Source organism: Photobacterium sp. TY1-4, from assembly GCF_025398175.1.
Taxonomy (GTDB): Bacteria; Pseudomonadota; Gammaproteobacteria; order Enterobacterales; family Vibrionaceae; genus Photobacterium.
On sequence record NZ_CP099734.1, the window covers coordinates 160,177 to 177,072 of the forward strand.

14 protein-coding genes and 5 pseudogenes are annotated in these 16,896 nt (G+C 53.5%); 7 read left to right on the top strand and 12 right to left on the bottom strand.

Annotated features, from left to right (window positions below; translation table 11 throughout):
* Window positions 1-24: 24 nt before the first annotated feature.
* The 4 genes from spoT to NH461_RS00735 form a co-directional block, all read right to left on the bottom strand.
* Window positions 25-2,127, bottom strand: a complete 2,103-nt coding sequence (gene spoT / locus NH461_RS00720; RefSeq protein ID WP_261601470.1) for a bifunctional GTP diphosphokinase/guanosine-3',5'-bis pyrophosphate 3'-pyrophosphohydrolase — start codon at window positions 2,125-2,127, stop codon at window positions 25-27.
* Window positions 2,128-2,145: 18 nt separating this feature from the next.
* Window positions 2,146-2,421 (bottom strand): DNA-directed RNA polymerase subunit omega, encoded by a 276-nt coding sequence (rpoZ, locus tag NH461_RS00725; protein WP_036821454.1) that lies wholly within the window; start codon window positions 2,419-2,421, stop codon window positions 2,146-2,148.
* Between the two features lie 54 nt (window positions 2,422-2,475).
* Window positions 2,476-3,102: a guanylate kinase gene (gene gmk / locus NH461_RS00730; RefSeq protein ID WP_255389131.1), complete on the bottom strand. Its 627-nt coding sequence runs from the start codon at window positions 3,100-3,102 to the stop codon at window positions 2,476-2,478.
* Between the two features lie 227 nt (window positions 3,103-3,329).
* Window positions 3,330-4,541: an MFS transporter gene (locus NH461_RS00735; protein WP_261601471.1), complete on the bottom strand. Its 1,212-nt coding sequence runs from the start codon at window positions 4,539-4,541 to the stop codon at window positions 3,330-3,332.
* A 100-nt stretch (window positions 4,542-4,641) separates the two neighbouring features.
* Between NH461_RS00735 and NH461_RS00740 the strand changes: the two genes are divergently transcribed.
* Window positions 4,642-5,574, top strand: a complete 933-nt coding sequence (locus NH461_RS00740; protein WP_261601472.1) for a LysR family transcriptional regulator — start codon at window positions 4,642-4,644, stop codon at window positions 5,572-5,574.
* 84 nt (window positions 5,575-5,658) lie between these two features.
* Here the strand turns inward: NH461_RS00740 and NH461_RS00745 are convergent, their stop codons facing one another.
* A complete protein-coding gene (locus NH461_RS00745; protein WP_410000086.1) occupies window positions 5,659-6,300 on the bottom strand; it encodes a DUF6933 domain-containing protein in 642 nt (213 codons plus the stop codon).
* Window positions 6,301-6,476: 176 nt separating this feature from the next.
* Here NH461_RS00745 and NH461_RS00750 point away from each other — a divergent pair.
* Window positions 6,477-6,857, top strand: a pseudogene (locus tag NH461_RS00750) (IS5/IS1182 family transposase); the annotation flags it as partial.
* Window positions 6,858-7,126: 269 nt separating this feature from the next.
* Entirely contained in the window at window positions 7,127-7,957 is an 831-nt protein-coding gene (locus tag NH461_RS00755) for a hypothetical protein (protein WP_261601474.1), read from the top strand.
* A 96-nt stretch (window positions 7,958-8,053) separates the two neighbouring features.
* On the opposite strand, the pseudogene NH461_RS00760 reads toward NH461_RS00755, so the two are convergent.
* The 4 pseudogenes from NH461_RS00760 to NH461_RS00775 all read right to left on the bottom strand — a co-directional run.
* A pseudogene (locus NH461_RS00760) lies at window positions 8,054-8,313 on the bottom strand (IS4 family transposase); the annotation flags it as partial.
* 13 nt (window positions 8,314-8,326) lie between these two features.
* Window positions 8,327-9,260 (bottom strand): annotated as a pseudogene (locus NH461_RS00765) (IS630 family transposase).
* Between the two features lie 105 nt (window positions 9,261-9,365).
* Window positions 9,366-10,385 (bottom strand): annotated as a pseudogene (locus tag NH461_RS00770) (IS4 family transposase); the annotation flags it as partial.
* 187 nt (window positions 10,386-10,572) lie between these two features.
* Window positions 10,573-10,796: pseudogene (locus NH461_RS00775) on the bottom strand (IS256 family transposase); the annotation flags it as partial.
* 225 nt (window positions 10,797-11,021) lie between these two features.
* On the opposite strand from NH461_RS00775, the gene yeiP reads away from it, so the two are divergent.
* Window positions 11,022-11,594, top strand: a complete 573-nt coding sequence (gene yeiP / locus NH461_RS00780; RefSeq protein WP_261601475.1) for an elongation factor P-like protein YeiP — start codon at window positions 11,022-11,024, stop codon at window positions 11,592-11,594.
* 157 nt (window positions 11,595-11,751) lie between these two features.
* Window positions 11,752-11,880, top strand: a complete 129-nt coding sequence (locus tag NH461_RS00785) for a hypothetical protein (RefSeq protein WP_261601476.1) — start codon at window positions 11,752-11,754, stop codon at window positions 11,878-11,880.
* 16 nt (window positions 11,881-11,896) lie between these two features.
* Here NH461_RS00785 and NH461_RS00790 read toward each other — a convergent pair whose 3' ends face one another.
* The gene (locus NH461_RS00790) at window positions 11,897-12,760 is read right to left on the bottom strand and encodes a YicC/YloC family endoribonuclease (RefSeq protein WP_261601477.1); all 864 of its coding nucleotides are present in this window, start codon (window positions 12,758-12,760) and stop codon (window positions 11,897-11,899) included.
* Window positions 12,761-12,999: 239 nt separating this feature from the next.
* Between NH461_RS00790 and rph the strand changes: the two genes are divergently transcribed.
* Together rph and pyrE are read left to right on the top strand one after the other, a co-directional pair.
* A complete protein-coding gene (gene rph / locus NH461_RS00795; protein ID WP_261601478.1) occupies window positions 13,000-13,716 on the top strand; it encodes a ribonuclease PH in 717 nt (238 codons plus the stop codon).
* 209 nt (window positions 13,717-13,925) lie between these two features.
* Window positions 13,926-14,567, top strand: a complete 642-nt coding sequence (pyrE, locus tag NH461_RS00800) for an orotate phosphoribosyltransferase (protein WP_261601479.1) — start codon at window positions 13,926-13,928, stop codon at window positions 14,565-14,567.
* Between the two features lie 77 nt (window positions 14,568-14,644).
* Here pyrE and slmA read toward each other — a convergent pair whose 3' ends face one another.
* Window positions 14,645-15,235, bottom strand: coding sequence for a nucleoid occlusion factor SlmA (gene slmA / locus NH461_RS00805; RefSeq protein WP_261601480.1), 591 nt, complete (start codon window positions 15,233-15,235; stop codon window positions 14,645-14,647).
* Between the two features lie 213 nt (window positions 15,236-15,448).
* Window positions 15,449-16,669 carry a bifunctional phosphopantothenoylcysteine decarboxylase/phosphopantothenate--cysteine ligase CoaBC gene (gene coaBC / locus NH461_RS00810; RefSeq protein ID WP_261601481.1) on the bottom strand — a complete coding sequence of 407 codons (1,221 nt, stop codon included), beginning with the start codon at window positions 16,667-16,669 and terminating at the stop codon, window positions 15,449-15,451.
* Between the last annotated feature and the right edge of the window lie 227 nt (window positions 16,670-16,896).

Here is a 16,896-nt window from a genome sequence, read left to right on the forward strand (position 1 = left end):
CTGGGACCGCACTCGCGGTCAGCCTTAGTTTTTCTGGCGTGAAACCCGAACCACGTTCGGCATCACCCGGATCCGGCGCATGATATTGGCCAGGTGGATCCGTCCCTTGGTCGTCAGGCGCACCGTGATGGTGTACAGGCGACCGTCTTTCTCTTCCGTCGACAGGCCCTGGATGTTGGAGCCGGTCGCGGCAATGGTGTTGGTCAGATCGGCCAGCGCACCCTGGTGGTTTTGCATGTCCACTTTGAGGTTGGTGACAAACTCCTGCTCGAAGTCTTCGCTCCACTCGACCGGCATGTATTTGTCCGGCTCTTTCTGGTAACCGCGGATGTTGGCACATTCTTCGCGGTGGATCACCAGACCTTTGCCCGGGCTGACATGGGCCATGATCGGGTCACCGTGGATCGGGTGACAGCAGTTGGCAAAGGTCAGCAGGATACCGTCAGCACCACGGATCGGCATGCTGTGGGCGGTTTCCTTGGCGTGGCCTTCCTCGCTGTTGCCGAGCAGGCGACGGGCGATGACGACACTCATCCGCTCACCGAGACCGATGGCGGCCAGCAAATCGTCGATGGATTTCAGGCGCAGATCGCTCAGGGTTTGCGCCAGATGGTCCGGGTTGATCTGATCGATACTCAGCTCGCCCAGCGCGTGGTTGAGCAGGCGGCGACCCAGGGTGATCGACTCGGCCCGGCGCATGGTCTTCAGCACCTGACGGATTTTGGTCCGGGCGCGGGAGGTGACCACATAGTTGAGCCAGGCGGCGTTCGGGCGGGCACCCGGCGCACAGATAATATCGACGGTCTGGCCGTTTTTCAGCGGCTTGCTCAGCGGATACGGCTGACGCTCGACCCGGGCACCGACACAGGCATTGCCGACATCGGTATGTACCGCGTAGGCAAAGTCGACGGCGGTGGCACCCACCGGCAGTTCGACAATCCGGCCTTTCGGAGTGAAGACGTAAATCTCATCCGGGAACAGGTCAGATTTCACGTTCTCGATAAACTCAAACGAGCTGCCGGCGCTTTGTTGTAGTTCCAGCAGGCTCTGCATCCAGCGCTGGGCCTTGACCTGCGCGGTGGTGCCTGAGCTTTCGCCGTCCTTGTACGTCCAGTGTGCAGCGACCCCTTTGTCGGCCATTTGGTCCATATCTTCAGTTCGGATCTGCACTTCCACCGGCACGCCGTGCGGGCCGACCAGCGAGGTGTGCAGCGACTGATAGCCATTGGCTTTCGGGATCGCGATGTAGTCTTTCATCCGGCTCGGGCGTGGCTTGTACAGGTTGTGGACCTGGCCCAGCACCCGGTAGCTGGTATCGAGATCTTTGACCAGTACCCGGAAGGCGTAGATATCCATGATGGAATGGAAACGCTGCTCCTTGCTCTTCATCTTGTTATAGATGGAGTACAGGTTTTTCTCGCGTCCCAGCACCTTGGCATCGATCCCCGCGTCTTTGAGGCGGCCCTCAATTTCGGCGTGGATCTTGTTAATCATTTCTTTGCGGTTGCCGCGCGCAGAGGCGACGACTTCTTTCAGCACCCGGTAGCGATTGGGGTAAAGGGCTTCGAAACCCAGCTCTTCGAGCTCGGTCTTGATATTGTGGATCCCCAGACGGTGGGCCAGCGGTGCAAAGATTTCGAGGGTTTCGCGGGCAATCCGGCGGCGTTTGTCCGGACGCAGGGCACCCAGGGTGCGCATATTGTGCGTGCGGTCGGCCAGCTTGATCAGGATCACGCGGATATCATGGGCCATGGCCATGATCATCTTGCGGAAGTTTTCCGCCTGCGCTTCTTTGCGGTCGCGGAATTTGAGTTTGTCCAGCTTGGAGACGCCATCCACCAGGTCTGCGACGGTTGCGCCGAAGCGGCTGTCGAGATCGTCTTTGGTGACCTCGGTGTCTTCGATCACGTCGTGCAGCAGCGCAGACATCAGTGTTTCGTAATCCAGGCGCATTTCCGCCAGGATCCGGGCTACGGCAATCGGATGGATGATGTAAGGTTCGCCGCTGGAGCGGGTTTGCCCTTCGTGGGCGTCGCGCGCAACGAGGTACGCCTGCCTGAGCGCTTCAATTTGTGGCTCAGGCAGGTACTCGATGACGACTTCTTTCAGGCTATCAAAGAGATACAATTCGCCCGGTTCCCTGAATTAACGGTGGTCGCCTGCAATCGCGCTCACAGCTGCTAGCTCTGCCGCTTCTTGCTCTTGAAGTTCCTGACGCTCACGGGCATCCAGGATGTCTTTGGTGATCAGACCTTCTTCGATCTCGCGCAGGGCGATCACGGTGTACTTGTCGTTTTCTTCCGGAACCAGTGGATCCTTACCGCCAGTTTGCATCTGACGAGCGCGGCGTGAAGCAATTTGGATCAGATCGAAACGGTTGCCAATTTTATCAACAGCGTCTTGAACGGTTACGCGTGCCATGGAGGACTCCAGTGGTTATCTACAAATAAAAGATGGAAAATTGTACAAAAATAGTTACTGCTGCGCCAGTAGGGCAGTGATCATGCTGTTATATTTAGCAGCTTGTTTGTCCTGCTTCAATCGCTCAGCACGGATAATGGCTTTGAAGTCCATCAGCGCGACATCGAAATCGTCGTTAACGATCACATAGTCGTACTCATCGTAGTGAGAGATCTCTGAGCGGGCTTCCTGCATCCGGCGCTCAATCACGGCATCGCTGTCCTGACCCCGGGCATTGAGGCGACGTTCCAGCTCTTCTTTGGAAGGTGGCAGAATAAACAGGCTCTTGGCTTGCGGCATCTGCTTGCGGATTTGACGCGCACCCTGCCAGTCGATATCCAGGAACACATCAATGCCTTTGTCCAGTTGCTGCTCAATCCACGGACGGGATGTGCCGTAATAGTTGCCGAACACTTCAGCATGCTCCAGAAAGGCGCCCTGCTCGACCAGATCAGTAAATTCTTCGACACTGACGAAATTGTAATGAACACCATGCTCTTCGCCGGGACGCATACCGCGTGTGGTGTGGGAGACGGATACCTTCATATCATAGGTCGGGTTAGTCTCAAGAAGGGCGTTAATCAAACTGGATTTGCCCGCGCCACTTGGGGCCGACACGATGTAAAGTGTACCTTTGCTCATTGTTCATCCACTCAGTGTTAGAAGGGCGCGCAGATTACCATGATCCGCCGGGAATTGAAATTCTCTGCCTGCCTGAAAAATCATCTTTTTCTGATCTGAAGCGCTTCTTATTAATCCTAGATGGCTTTTGGCAAAAAAGGGGGAGGTGGCCGGGCTGCGGCGTGACAGCCCGGTGAGAGAGGTGAGTGTCCCGCGACAGGTGGGCTTGTGCGACGGGTAGGCTTGCGTTACGCCGGTGCGGTGTCGGTTGGCTCATTCTGTACCGGCGCGGCAGTTGTGGCCGTGTTCGAACGGTCAAGCAGCAAGGTCAGCAAGCCGAGCATGGCGATGGCGATCCCGACCCACATCGGTGCGTGGAGGCTGTAGCCCCAGTCCAGCACCTGTCCGCTGGCATAGCTGCCGAACATGATCCCGAGGGTGATCACCGAGGCATGGACGGTGTTGACCAGCGGCCGCTCGCCGTTCGGGACCTGCATCACCCGGCTGACCATCGCCGGGTTCATGCTGATCCCGGTCAGGCCGAGCCCGAGGACGGCGATGACGGCTGCCCAGGGCTGATGGACCTGCAGGGCCAGCAGTGCCAGGAACAGGCTCTGCAACACCAGGCCGCAAGCGAGGATGCGCAGGTTACGCTGGCCGGCCAGCCGGGCGACGACGTGATTGCCGAACAGCATGGCGATCCCGTAGGCAAACAGCAGCCAGGTGACGCTGTGGTGCGCAAAGCCGGCCAACTGGGTCAGGATCGGGACGAAGTAGCTGAACGCAGCATAAGTCGTGCCGATGACACAGAAACTGGTGGCAAAGACGGCCCAGAGCTGGCGGTTGCCAAACGCTGCCAACTCCTGACGCAGGCCGATTTTTGGGGCGGCGGGTAAGGTGGGGAGCAGCACGGCCGTGCCCAGGGCTGCCAGCACGGTCAGGATGACCACGAACCAGAAGCTGGCGCGCCAGCCGTAATATTCGCCGACCAGGCTCGCCAGCGGCAGTCCGAGAATGGTGCCGACCATGATCCCGGCCAACACGATGGCGACGGCGCGGATCCCCAGCTCGGGCGCGACCAGGCGGTGACAGGTGCCCAGCGCGGTGCCGAAGAAAGCCCCGGACACGGCACCGGTGATCAGCCGGGAGACGATCAGCATGGGATAATTCTGGGCCAGTGCCCCCAGAATTTCGCCGACGATAAAGAGCGCAAACAACAGGTAGAGGATTTTCTTCGGCGGCTGGGTTCCCAGCCCCAGCGTCAGCAGCGGGCCGCCGAGCGCCATGGCAGCGGCATAGATAGAAACCAGATAGCCGACCTGGGAGATGGAGATGTCCAGATCCCGGGCCATTTGCGGCATCATGCCCAGTACCTGCAACTCGCAGTTGATCATGGCGAAAATGCCCAGGGCCAGGACATAAACGGAAACCGGTATGCTCGGTTTGGCGGTGGTGTGCATAAGCGATCCTTGTTATGGAGTGGATGTCACTTGCACCAGTATCACTTATGCAATAAGTTTGATTAACCCGGTCACTCTCCTTTCAGTAATGAATAAAATCATGGATCTCAATGCGATTCGCCAGTTTCTCAAGGTCGCCGAATGTCTGAGCTTTACCGATGCGGCGGCCCAGCTCGGGGTGACCCAGTCCGGGGTCTCTCGTGCGGTCAGCCGCTTGGAGCACCAGCTTGGGGTGCGCCTGCTGCACCGCAATACCCGTCGCCTGAGTCTGACCCCGGACGGTATGGTGTTTTATGAGCGAAGTGCCCCGCTGCTGGGCGATCTGGAGGCACTCGGCCAGGAGTTGCAGGACCGTCGCAGTTCTCCCTCGGGACGGCTGAAAGTCAGTGCGCCGTCGGCATTCGGGCGGGTGGTTCTGATGCCGATCCTGGCCCGGCTGCTGGTAGCGCATCCGCAACTGAACATCGAAGTGGTGATGAGCGATCGCATCGTCGATTTGGTGGAAGAAGGCTTTGATGCCGTGCTGCGCACGGGGGAGATCCGGGATCAGCGTCTGATTGCCCGGCCGCTGGCCCCACTGACCTGGCAGACGCTCGCTTCGCCGGAGTATCTGGCCCGCCAAGGCATGCCAGTGTATCCGGATGAGCTGGCCGCGCACAACTGCCTGCAAGTGCGCAATCCGCATACCGGGCGCCCGGTGCGCTGGCGTTTCACTGAAGCAAATCAGGAGAGAATGTTAGCTGTGGATGGCAACCTGGTGTTCGACCACGGCGATCCGCTGCTTGATGCCGCGCGGCTCGGGGTCGGGGTGGTGCAGGTGATGACTTTCTTTGCCCGCGAGGCGATCGCCCGCGGCGAGCTGCAACCGATCCTGACCGAGTTCAATCCCCCGGCACACAAGCTGTCGCTGGTCCATCAACCCTCAAAGCTGCATTCAGCCAAACTACGGGTGTTTAAAGAAGCCTTGCTGGCCGAGTGGGGCGAAGCCCCGGTGCCGCAGCGTATCCAGGAGGAAGCGCGGGGTCGGAAATAAAGTTATTTGTGTCGCCATTTGATGAAAGGCAACTCCTCAATTACTTTTACTTCATACGTTGTAGCGTATAGTGACCAGTATCACCTACTCAGATAGATAATCAGAGAATTGGCTACGGCGAAGGTCATCTACGAGCAGCTGAATCCGCTGTTGTTGCTCGTTATCGGCATCGCAGATCCCACCAAGCCAAGCGAGCAGCATCCGGTCCGCAGGGAAGAACCACTCCTTAAGGGCTTTATCCTGTCGAATACCGTTATTTATCCACTCGTCAAACTCGGCAGCCTGCTCCTGATTGTTGGGTAGGGTGTTGCATCTTAAAGCATTGTCTTCAAAGGCATAGCGAACCTGATTGAGATGAGCCTGTACGCTGCGGTCGGTACCTGTGGTGACATGATATTTGCCAAAGCGTGACATTAAGGTGTTCAGCATGGGGGTTAAGTGGTCTTCGCTCCAAAGTTGCAGTGCTTCGCCTTGCCACATCAGGTTGTTTATCCAACGTTCAAAGAACAGGTTGAGAAACCCCTCCCAATCCCCCTTTTTGAGGTCGGCAAATACCATGGCATAGCGGGTATATTGCTCCATGGCGATGAGCACATGCTTGCGTTTGACAGTAAACGCATGGATCTGCCAGTGGGCTAGTGGCTTTGGCGTTGATGGCTTTACCTCGTTTTTGCTCTGCTTTCCCCTACTGGGGTCTGCTGCGGTGAGTATCCGTTTGCCTGTCAATAATCGTATTTTTGCATAAAGCAGAAGGGAAGTCGTAACAGATTTTGGCGTTATGTGATTGAGAGAAAATCATTTGTGTCATCGTGAAGTGTGGGTCAACACCCTATAAATCAATGTGTTGATTTTTAAATACATTTATCGGCTTTCATCATGATTCATACAGCAAGGCGACCTTTCCAACATTACTCGACCAAACTTATCGCAAGATAAAATCGATATCAGGTGACGGCGCTTATGATACCAGGTTGTGCTATCAAGCGATTCACCGGAAAAAGGCACGTCGGCTTATTCCTCCAAGAGCTGGGGTGTAGTGGTCACCTCAAGAATGTTGTAGTGGCAAACCAGCGATTTTACGGCAGCAGCGAACACTGGAAAAAGATAAGTGGCTACCACCGTAGTTCAATCTCAGAAACAGCGATGTTGAGATATAAGCGGTTACTTGGCTCAGCTTTAAGTTTGCGAGATTACAACGCTCAAGTCGGGAAGCACTTGCTGCCGTCCGTGCGTTGAACAAATTAACAAGGCTAGGTACGCCCGTAAACCACAAAGTAAGCTAAATCATGACTTATGTTGGGTTGATCTGCTGGATTCTCTGATTTGAACAACAAAGTCGCTCTCGCACACAATCACTCGGAGGGGCTGCCTACATGAACCCTTGCACACTGCTAATAAATAGATCTTGAAGGCCTTTGTTCCCTGCAAAATTCATCCGTTAATTATTCGTGTAATGAAGTGTAATAGAGTGCAGGGCTCTATTAATTTAAATTGGCATTTAAGCGGTATTTTTAAACTCAATGACTAACCAACTGATTAAAAGGAATGTGTTATGGGTTCTTCTCCAAGTTTTCAAAAAGTTGCCATAGATGTCTCAAAAGAAATGCGAGATACGTATACCAAAGAAGGAGATGCTGAATTTATAGAACTGCAAAAAAAGTATTTCAAGCACCCAGAAGAAAACCAAATAATCCTGGAAGGAGGTTCATGCGACGTACAATCTGTAGAGGGCTCGCCGACTTTCAACATAATGAATACAGTTCAAGGCTTGGCTAAAGCTCTGATTATGGAAAAAGACAGGTACAAGTTTGACTTGACCAATGTCACTATCAATGCTTCTTCAAAGCAGAATTACGAAGCGTTATTGAAGGAAAAAGGTGGAGAAGACCCACTTTTATTTAGCCCGGAAGGTTCTATCGCATTAGCTTGTTTTTCTTCAATACAGGATACTATAGATGCTGTTAGTGGTGAAGACAAAGAGGGCACGACGTCTTCACGCTCCTCATTTTCTACTATCGGCATAGGCGTGCGTTTACTCGTTGTGGCGAACAGTGAGATTCGTGAAATCACTGAGGATGAAGCTGCAAAAAAAGGCAGAATACGTGTTATTTATATCCAATATCAACTGGTATGGAGCCCAGATTTGTTTTTGGACGATACATTAATAGGGGAGCTATATCTTAATGAAGAAGCAGTTATAAAAAATTTGGAGTCCGTAAACCAGCTTGAGCGGAAAGCACTCGATTTACAATTGGATGGGAAAATAAACGAAGCTCAGGTATTAATTGATGCATGTGCAGGGTGGACTGAACGATCGCAGCAAAAATTGGAACAAATTAAGGAACTGCTCAAACACTTCAAACAAACAGAAGTCGTGAGCTGAACATCCGGATTGTTGTGACTGACATTTTTAGTGGCACTGAATATAAGCTAGATTTATTTTCTGGTTGGTGATGTGGAAACACTCATAGACAGGACCTTAAGCATTAATATTTTCATAAATTCCATCTAAGGTTCTGTCTTTCTTGTATTTTCTCTGGGCTGATTTACGAGCATTTATTGATATATATATACGATAGCACACTCCAATCGTCCTGATATTTCAGACCTTGCTTGGTGCATCAAGCTTTCCAATATTGGAAGTAGCCAAACATCAACATTTTTTGCCGCTTTTAATACAGATACTGACGGCAGGCTGGTTATGGCGATACTTCGCCGAACCATCAGCGCTAAATAGCTGATCCTAATAGTGCTACATTTTGATAATCCCATGCCCGCCTCCTGGAAATGGTGATACGTTGTCCATGAAGAACTTCACCTGCCGAAGAAGTTGCCACATATAGCTACATTTGTGGTTCCGTGTGATGGTTTCATGCAGCGCATTCCACAGCCGCTCGATAACATTGACCCAAGGCGAATAAACAGGCTGAAACCGCAAAATGAACTTGGGATTTTGTTTTAGCCAGGCTTGTGTTTTTCGGCTCTTATGAATGATGTAGTTATCCAGGATAAGTGTGATCGTTTTTGCGCCACGATAGTGGCGCTTGAGTTTCTCTAACATCGCGATGAATAACTCTGAGTTTTTGCTGGCCTTTCATCACCCAATCAGCACCGATTTTAGGGTTTAAATTGATATCAACTTCATCCTCGTAAAAGACAGGATGTCTTGCATAGCAATTGGCTAAGGCTTGATTGATTTTATCCATCTTTTCAGTGCGATGCGGATCTCTGATACAGAGTGTTGGCGCTGCTCGTCGCCAAACAATGCCAGCTTTAGGTAACCAGCGACGGACAGTTGAGGCGGCAACGGATGAACGAAACAATTTGTTCAATTCCAGTGTCAGCAGCTCGGTACTCCAGCGGCTTCGCTGATATCCTAAATCCTGTGGTGATAGCTGAATCAGAAGTACTAACATAGAAAGCATTTCATTCATGGGTAACAGCGGTGGACGGCCGGTATCCATTGATTTCAACCCGTCCATACCACACTCAGTAAACCAGTTAATCCAGCGTCCGATAGAGGAGCGAGCAGCACCAGTCAGGGCATGAACTTCAACGATAGACTTACCATCATGCAGGGCAAGAAGTGCAATTAATCGACGGGCAAAACCTTTATCTGCTGTTGATTGAATCGCTTTGTGCATTCTTCGACGTTCCGGACGTGGAATCGGTGCTATGATGGCCATTGCTCAGTCCTCTGCGTGGATATGATTTGGTGTGGTAACTGATCAGATCGCACAATTTGGACTGAGTTCCCTTCCCTGAGAGATCTACTATTAGGAACAGCTATTTAGTAAACTGGCCCAAATCAGCCCCTCAGCAATGGCTTTTTGTGCCGTTACAAAACGACGCCAATTCGTATGCGATTTTAACTCCTTGAATAGCAACTCAATTTTCCACCGGCACCGATAGAGCGCCATGATATCGTCTGCTGAAAATTGTGATGTCGGCAAGGTTGTCAGCCACAGACAGAAACGTTTTTCTTCAGCGAACCAACGACGCACCACCCGGAACTCATACTTTCCTCGCTTGCATCTCAGGTCAAGAACTTCGGAGCGGTTAGTTTTTCGGCTAACATCCTTGAGTTTCATATCTATTAATTTTGGTAATCGCCGACCATTGCCATTGTGGGCATCAACAATTGTTGGGTTAAGTGATTTACCGCCACGGACGATAAAATGGCCGTTATGACGAGAAAGTTGCTCGAAATAACTAAAATCCAAATAGCCAGCATCAGCTAAAAGCAATTTTTTCTCTATGTTGCCAGGTGTGGGTAAGTACGTCCGCTCAGATGCTGTATCTGCCGTTACTGTCATCGTTTTTGGTGACTGGTCAAACAGCGACATGGTCATATGACATTCAATCGCAGCTGGATAGTTTTTGAAGCGGCTTGGAAAAACCTCACGAAGTCCGTCGTGAACTCGGAAAGAACTGCCATCTTGCAGAATAACATCGTCGAAATGAGATAACTTTGCTGGCATTGAGCGTGAACTCTTCTGGAGCAGCTGAGCTGTTGCAAATTTGACCAGTTCTTTCATAAAGTCGGAAAAACTATCTTTTCGCAACTGGTTATGAAAAGGCTTATAAGCAACATTTTGTTTCTCACTCAGGCACATCCCGTTGAACTGGCGATGTAGATCGGCAATGGAGTGGCAGTTGCCCTTACTCAAAGCCGCGAGAAGGCTGAGTACCAAATGCTGAGGCTGAATTGCTCTGACCCGCAGAGTAAAACCACATCTTCTTGCAGTTTTTTCGAGAAAGTTGGCATCGAAGAATTGCATAAGTTGCTTCTTTAAAGAGATAATCGTCATCGGCTTCACGGTTGTTTCTGGTTGTTTGTTTGGCGACGATTATCAGATCATAAGTGAAGCCTTTTTTCTATCTAAAATATGGGGTTAGGGCTAAAGATCCTGTCTATGTGGAAACACTAAACTGTACTGATTCAGACCTGATATGACAGCTACCCAGAGGGTGTTCATAGTTCTGTGTCAGCGTAAGTCACAGATCCATATATTGATCGACCCTGTCCGGGAAGTGGCTGCGCAGCTGAGATAGCGTCAGATTCCAGTTCTGCACTGGATGCGCCCACTTGCCGGAGGCCTTCAACATCCCCGCATAAAGTAGCTTCAACAAGCTAGTTTCGTTGGCGAAGCCGCCCTTGGTTTTAGTCAATTTTCGAACTAACGGTGCACCGCCTCAACCACACTGGTGGTGTAGATGGCACGGTCATTCAATTGAAGTCAGTACGGACGGTTCATCTTGGTTTGAAGCGTCCGCAAAAGTACTGAGATGGACGATCGTTTGATGACTTTTTCGATGCCTTTTCGCACCTTTTTCCGGCTTCTGATGCCAAGGGGTAAGAAAGCTCACTTTTTTTCATTGCCCACTTGTCTTCATGTGGTTTCATGCTATTTTCTCGCCATCAACGATGAATCGGAGTTATGACAATGCCAAAGGCGAGTGAGATTAAAAAGTCTGCAGCCATTGAACACGATGGTAAAGTTTATTTTGTAAAGGAAGTCAGTAAGTTGACGCCAAGTGGCCGTGCCGGAAACAGTTTGTACCGGATGCGTATGTATGATGTTGCGACCAACGCGAAAGCGGATGTCAGCTTCAAAGCGGATGACATTATCACCCTGGCAGATTTCAGTCGTCACCCAGCGGCGTTCTCTTATATTGACGGTGAAGAGTACATCTTCATGGATAATGAAGATTACACCCCATATCACTTCCATAAGGATGTCATTGAAGAAGAACTGCTGTTTATCACTGAAGATACGCAAGGTCTGCATGTCTTGGTCGTGAATGGTGCGCCAGTGGCATTGGAACTGCCATCAACGGTTGATCTGGACATCGTCGAGACAGATCCTTCCATTAAGGGGGCATCTGCCAGTGCGCGGACCAAGCCAGCGGTGCTGAGTACGGGCCTGACCGTCCAGGTGCCTGAATACATCGCAAACGGCGATCGGATTCGGGTGAATACGCTGGAACATAAATATATGAACCGCGTTGAGAAATAACCTGTATTTCTGACGGATAAAGCAGCCGCCATGAGCGGCTGTTTTTGTATCTGTAGATCGAACTTGGCCGTTTGGATCAGCCGAAGACATCACGTGAAGCGATGTCACGGAGTGATTCCTTGTTGAATAAGCTTTCGTTGTTGGAAGGCAGCATCGCGTGCGTCAGCAAGGGAAAGTTATTTATCAGAAAACTCATCCGTTGATGGAAAATACAGGAAAGAATCTGAAATCTGGTGAAAATAAAAAGCCCCTTAAACAGGGGCTTGGTAAGAATAAGTTAGCTTAAGTAAATTCAGAAACTCTTACTCAATGTTCTGGATCTGCTCGCGCATTTGCTCGATCAGCACCTTGAGCTCAACGGCAGACGCGGTGATGTCGGTGTTGATGGACTTTGACGCCAGGGTGTTCGACTCGCGGTTGAACTCCTGCATCATGAAGTCGAGGCGACGGCCACAGGCACCGCCTTTTTTCATGATCTTGCGGGTTTCTTTGACGTGTGAGTCCAGGCGATCCAGCTCTTCGGCAACATCGACTTTCTGCGCCATCAGGATCAGCTCCTGCTCGATGCGGGTCGGATCCAGCTCGACATTGGCTTCTTCAAAGCGGGTGGTCAGGCGCTCGCGCTGCCAGTTGATGATCTCCGGCATTTGCTGGCGCACCTTGTCGGCTTCCCCGGCAATAGCGTCCAGACGCTGCTCGATCAGCACCTTCATGTTGTCGCCTTCGCTGGCGCGGGCGGCGATGAAATCGGTCAGGGCGTCATCGAAACCGGCCAGCAGCTCCTGGTTGATGGTATCGAGATCCTGCTCCGGCGCTTCCATCACACCCGGCCAGTTCAGCACCTGAAACGGGCTGATGCTGCCTTCTCCGGCGGTGTCTTTGACCCATTTGGCGGCCTGAATCACCTGCTTGGCCAGCGCTTCATTTATCCGCAGATCGCAGCTGGCCGCCGGGTTGGCTTCAAAGCGCAGGCTGCACTCGACCTTGCCGCGGGCCAGACGTTTGCGAAAACGCTCGCGCAGCACCGGCTCCAGGCTGCGGAATTGCTCCGGCAGGCGCAGGTAAGTTTCCAGGTAACGTTGGTTGACCGAACGGATTTCCCAAACGGCAGTACCCCAGTCGCCTTTGACTTCGCGACGGGCATAGGCGGTCATGCTGTGGATCATTGGCTGATGGCCCTTAGTTAGAAAAAGAGTAGCGCTACGTTGTGGCTTGCGGCCCACCGGGAGCAGAAAGCCAGTGTCAGGCTGGATCAGTGCGTAGCGCAGACAGTGCCTTGATTATACGCGGCCTTGGCGATAAAGGAAATGAAGCGGCAGCGGGGCCGGGGTGGGTTTTACGTGCACCGGTCGGCAGAACTGGCTATAATCGCCGGTTAATGTCAGCAAGCCAAAGGTATATCCCGATGCGTCCAAGCGGAAGAGCAAATCATCAAGTGCGCCCCATCACCATCACTCGTCAATTCACGGCCCATGCTGAAGGCTCGGTGTTGGTTGAGTTCGGCAATACCAAGGTGATCTGTACGGCCAGTGTGGAAGAAAATGTGCCGCGTTGGCTGAAGGGCAAAGGGAAAGGCTGGGTGACGGCTGAATACGGCATGCTGCCACGGGCCACGCATTCACGTAACCGTCGTGAAGCAGCGAGCGGTAAGCAGGGCGGCCGGACCATGGAAATCCAGCGCCTGATTGCCCGTAGCCTGCGTGCCGCGGTGGATCTGGAAGTGCTGGGCGAGCAGATGATCACGGTTGACTGTGATGTGATCCAGGCCGACGGAGGGACACGGACAGCGTCGATCTCCGGGGCGATGGTTGCACTGGTTGATGCGATCAACCATATGCTGGCCAATGGCCTGCTGAAAACCAACCCGCTGAAACAGATGGTTGCGGCGGTGTCGGTGGGGATCTACAACGGCGAGGCAGTCTGTGACCTCGATTACGCCGAAGATTCAGCCGCTGAAACCGATATGAACGTGGTGATGACCGAAGCCGGCAAGATGATTGAAATTCAGGGCACGGCGGAAGGCGAGGCATTCAGCCACGAAGAGCTGTTGTCGATGCTGGCGTTGGCCAAAGACGGCATTGCCGACATCATCAGCGTTCAGAAGCGAGCGCTGGAAAATTGATTTTGAAGCGGTTCCTGTTGGAGCCGCTTTTTTTTGCGCTGAATTTGTCCTGCTGTGTTGCACCCGGCGGGGGCAACACAGCAGGCAGCGCAACGGTGCTGCGCCTGAAACGATAGCACCTGAAACGATAGCGCCTGAAACGATAGCGCCTGAAACAATAGCGCCTGAAACAATAGCACCAACACATAGATGCTCAATAAGGAGAAACCATGAAAGCATATCAGCGTCAGTTCATCGAATTTGCCCTGGAGAAAGGGGTACTGAAATTTGGTGAGTTTACTCTGAAATCCGGCCGTCAAAGCCCGTATTTCTTTAATGCCGGCTTGTTCAACACCGGGCGTGATCTGGCACGTCTGGGCCGTTTTTACGCTGAGGCTTTGGTGGATGCCGGCATCCAGTATGACGTTCTGTTCGGCCCGGCTTATAAGGGGATCCCGATTGCAACGACCACGGCGGTGGCACTGGCCGATCACCATGATGTTGATACCCCATACTGCTTTAACCGTAAGGAAGCCAAGGCGCATGGTGAAGGCGGCAATCTGGTCGGCAGTGCGCTGGAAGGACGGATCATGCTGGTGGATGATGTGATCACCGCCGGCACTGCGATCCGCGAGTCGATGGAAATCATCCAGGCCAACGGCGCGGATCTGGCCGGGGTGCTGGTGGCCATTGATCGCCAAGAAAAAGGTAAGGGCGAGCTGTCGGCGATTCAGGAAGTCGAGCGCGACTTCGGCTGTGCGGTGATCTCGATTGTGTCTCTGGGCGATGTGGTGCGCTATTTGGAAGAGCAACCGGGGATGGAGCAGCACCTGGAAGCGGTGAAAGCCTACCGCGCGCAATACGGTATCTAACGGTAGCCAATACGGAATCAACAAAAAAGCGAGAGGGATGCCTCTCGCTTTTTTGTTGGGTGCTGTTTGTCCCGGACTTAGCCCAGTTCGGCACTCAGCAGCCGCCAGTAGTCGTCGAAACTTTCCGTCGGCTTGTATTTGAAATTGGAGCGGACAAAGCGGTTCAGGCTACCCTCGACCTGACCCAGCAGCTGGGCGGCGAGAATATTCTCTTCCACCGGGAACCCTTTGCCTTCCCGGAGCTTGCGCTCCCGCAGGATCTGGCGCAGTTGGGTCTCGATGCGCTCGAACAGCTGGTTGATCCGCGCCTGGAGACGGTCTTGCTCGAACATCAGGGCGTGGCCGGTCATGATCCGGGTCAGGCCCGGGTTACGCTCGGCAAAGCCCAGGATCAGTTGCAGCACCATCCGCAGCCGGTTCAGGGTGTCTTTTTCCTCATCGAGGATGCGGTTGATCCGCGTGGTGATGGAGTCTTCGATAAATTCAATCAGGCCTTCGAACATCCGGGCCTTACTCGGGAAATGGCGATACAGGGCGGCTTCGGAAACACCAACCTGTGCTGCCAGCTTGGCGGTCGTAATGCGTTGGCTGCCCTGGGCAGACTCCAGCATTTGCGCTAACGCTTGCAATATTTCTTCGCGGCGATTGTTTTTTTTGTTGCCAGCCATGAATAACCGTTCCTTTTCGAAATGAGTCTGCCCTCGGGCAGCACAAAACCCGCTTATCTTAGCGATGCCGTCGCGTTGTGAAAAGCACGGGTGTTAGATACTGATCGCTTTATCGGCAAAAAAGCCGGGCCCTGAAGGGGAAGTGATGTTGTTGCCTGATCTTGCTCGAAAAACTCGCCACCGGGTGGCGAGTTTTTACCCGGGACCGCCGGGTTAGCGGCTTGGGTGCTGTTGACGGTAGAGCGTCAGAATTTCGTCGATCAACTGCGCGCCGATGGCGTGTTTGGAGGCCAGCGGCAGGGCCTTGTCGCCCTGAGGCCAGAACAGGTGCAGGGCGTTGTGATCGCTGTTGAAGCCTTGCTCCTGAACGGACACATCGTTGGCGCAGATCAGATCGAGGTTCTTACGGTTCAGCTTGCTGCGGGCATATTGCGCGACATCCTGAGTTTCCGCGGCAAAGCCGACGGTAAACGGGCGGTGCTCGGTCAGGGCGGCGACACTGGCGACAATATCGGGGTTTTTGACCAGTTGCAGCACCATGGTGTCGCTGTCGTCGGTTTTCTTCATTTTCTGCTCGGCGATGGCGGCCGGGCGGAAATCGGCCACGGCGGCGCAGGCAATGAAAATGTCATGCTGCTCGGCATGGCGCATCGCTGCCTGATGCATCTGCTCGGCGCTGCTGACGTCCACTCGGGTGACACCGGCCGGAGTTGTCAGGTTGACCGGGCCGCTGATCAGGGTGACGTCTGCGCCACGTTTGGCGGCCGCCTCGGCAATGGCATAGCCCATTTTGCCGGAGCTGTGGTTGGTCAGGTAGCGCACCGGGTCGATGGCCTCACGGGTCGGACCGGCGGTGATCGCCAGTTTGATCCCGGCCATATCAGCCGGGCGGAAAAAATGTTCCACCTGGTGGACCAGTTGCATCGGCTCGAGCATCCGGCCCGGGCCGACATCGCCACAGGCCTGCTCACCGCTGGCCGGACCCCAAATCGGGAACTGGCGCCGGCTCAGGGTGGCCAGGTTTTCCTGGGTGGCGACGTTGCGGTACATCTGCTGATTCATGGCCGGGGCCACGGCAATCGGCGCGTCGGTGGCCAGGCACAGGGTGGTCAGGAGATCATCGCCCATGCCGGCGCTGAGGCGGGCAATCAGATCGGCGGTGGCCGGTGCCAGCAGGACCAGATCGGCCCACTTGGCCAGCTCAATATGGCCCATGGAGGCTTCTGCGGCCGGATCCAGCAGGCTGTCGGCGACGGGCTTGCCCGACACCGCCTGCATCGTCAGCGGGGTGATAAACTCTTTGGCAGCCTTGGTCATCACGACCCGTACTTCGGCGCCGCGTTCAATCAGCCTGCGGGTGAGCTCCGCACATTTGTAGGCGGCAATTCCGCCGCTGATCCCCAGCAGTATTTTCTTTCCGGCCAATGTTTGCATGGTGCGTCTGTCTCTCTGAGCCTGTTGATTCCGGGCACCAAAGATAGCACCAACCGGCGGCGGATTCACCGTTTGAGATCAAGCTCCGCCGCCGGTATCGCGGAAAAAGGCCCCAAAAGTGGCGAGGTTGCGTTGGTCCGGCAGAGTGTCGGCAAGCGCAAAACATGGCCGTTACTTCGGTCTGGGATGCACAAAAGAGTGCGAATGATTTCCCATTTTCCCGGCGG

Coding starts and splice junctions, on each gene's coding strand:
- pyrE (WP_261601479.1), top strand. CDS start 13,926: ATGAAAGCATATCAGCGTCAGTTCATCGAATTTGCCCTGGAGAAAGGG.
- rpoZ (WP_036821454.1), bottom strand. CDS start 2,421: ATGGCACGCGTAACCGTTCAAGACGCTGTTGATAAAATTGGCAACCGT.
- gmk (WP_255389131.1), bottom strand. CDS start 3,102: ATGAGCAAAGGTACACTTTACATCGTGTCGGCCCCAAGTGGCGCGGGC.
- NH461_RS00755 (WP_261601474.1), top strand. CDS start 7,127: ATGGGTTCTTCTCCAAGTTTTCAAAAAGTTGCCATAGATGTCTCAAAA.
- NH461_RS00740 (WP_261601472.1), top strand. CDS start 4,642: ATGGATCTCAATGCGATTCGCCAGTTTCTCAAGGTCGCCGAATGTCTG.
- NH461_RS00790 (WP_261601477.1), bottom strand. CDS start 12,760: ATGATCCACAGCATGACCGCCTATGCCCGTCGCGAAGTCAAAGGCGAC.
- coaBC (WP_261601481.1), bottom strand. CDS start 16,669: ATGCAAACATTGGCCGGAAAGAAAATACTGCTGGGGATCAGCGGCGGA.
- rph (WP_261601478.1), top strand. CDS start 13,000: ATGCGTCCAAGCGGAAGAGCAAATCATCAAGTGCGCCCCATCACCATC.
- slmA (WP_261601480.1), bottom strand. CDS start 15,235: ATGGCTGGCAACAAAAAAAACAATCGCCGCGAAGAAATATTGCAAGCG.
- yeiP (WP_261601475.1), top strand. CDS start 11,022: ATGCCAAAGGCGAGTGAGATTAAAAAGTCTGCAGCCATTGAACACGAT.
- NH461_RS00735 (WP_261601471.1), bottom strand. CDS start 4,541: ATGCACACCACCGCCAAACCGAGCATACCGGTTTCCGTTTATGTCCTG.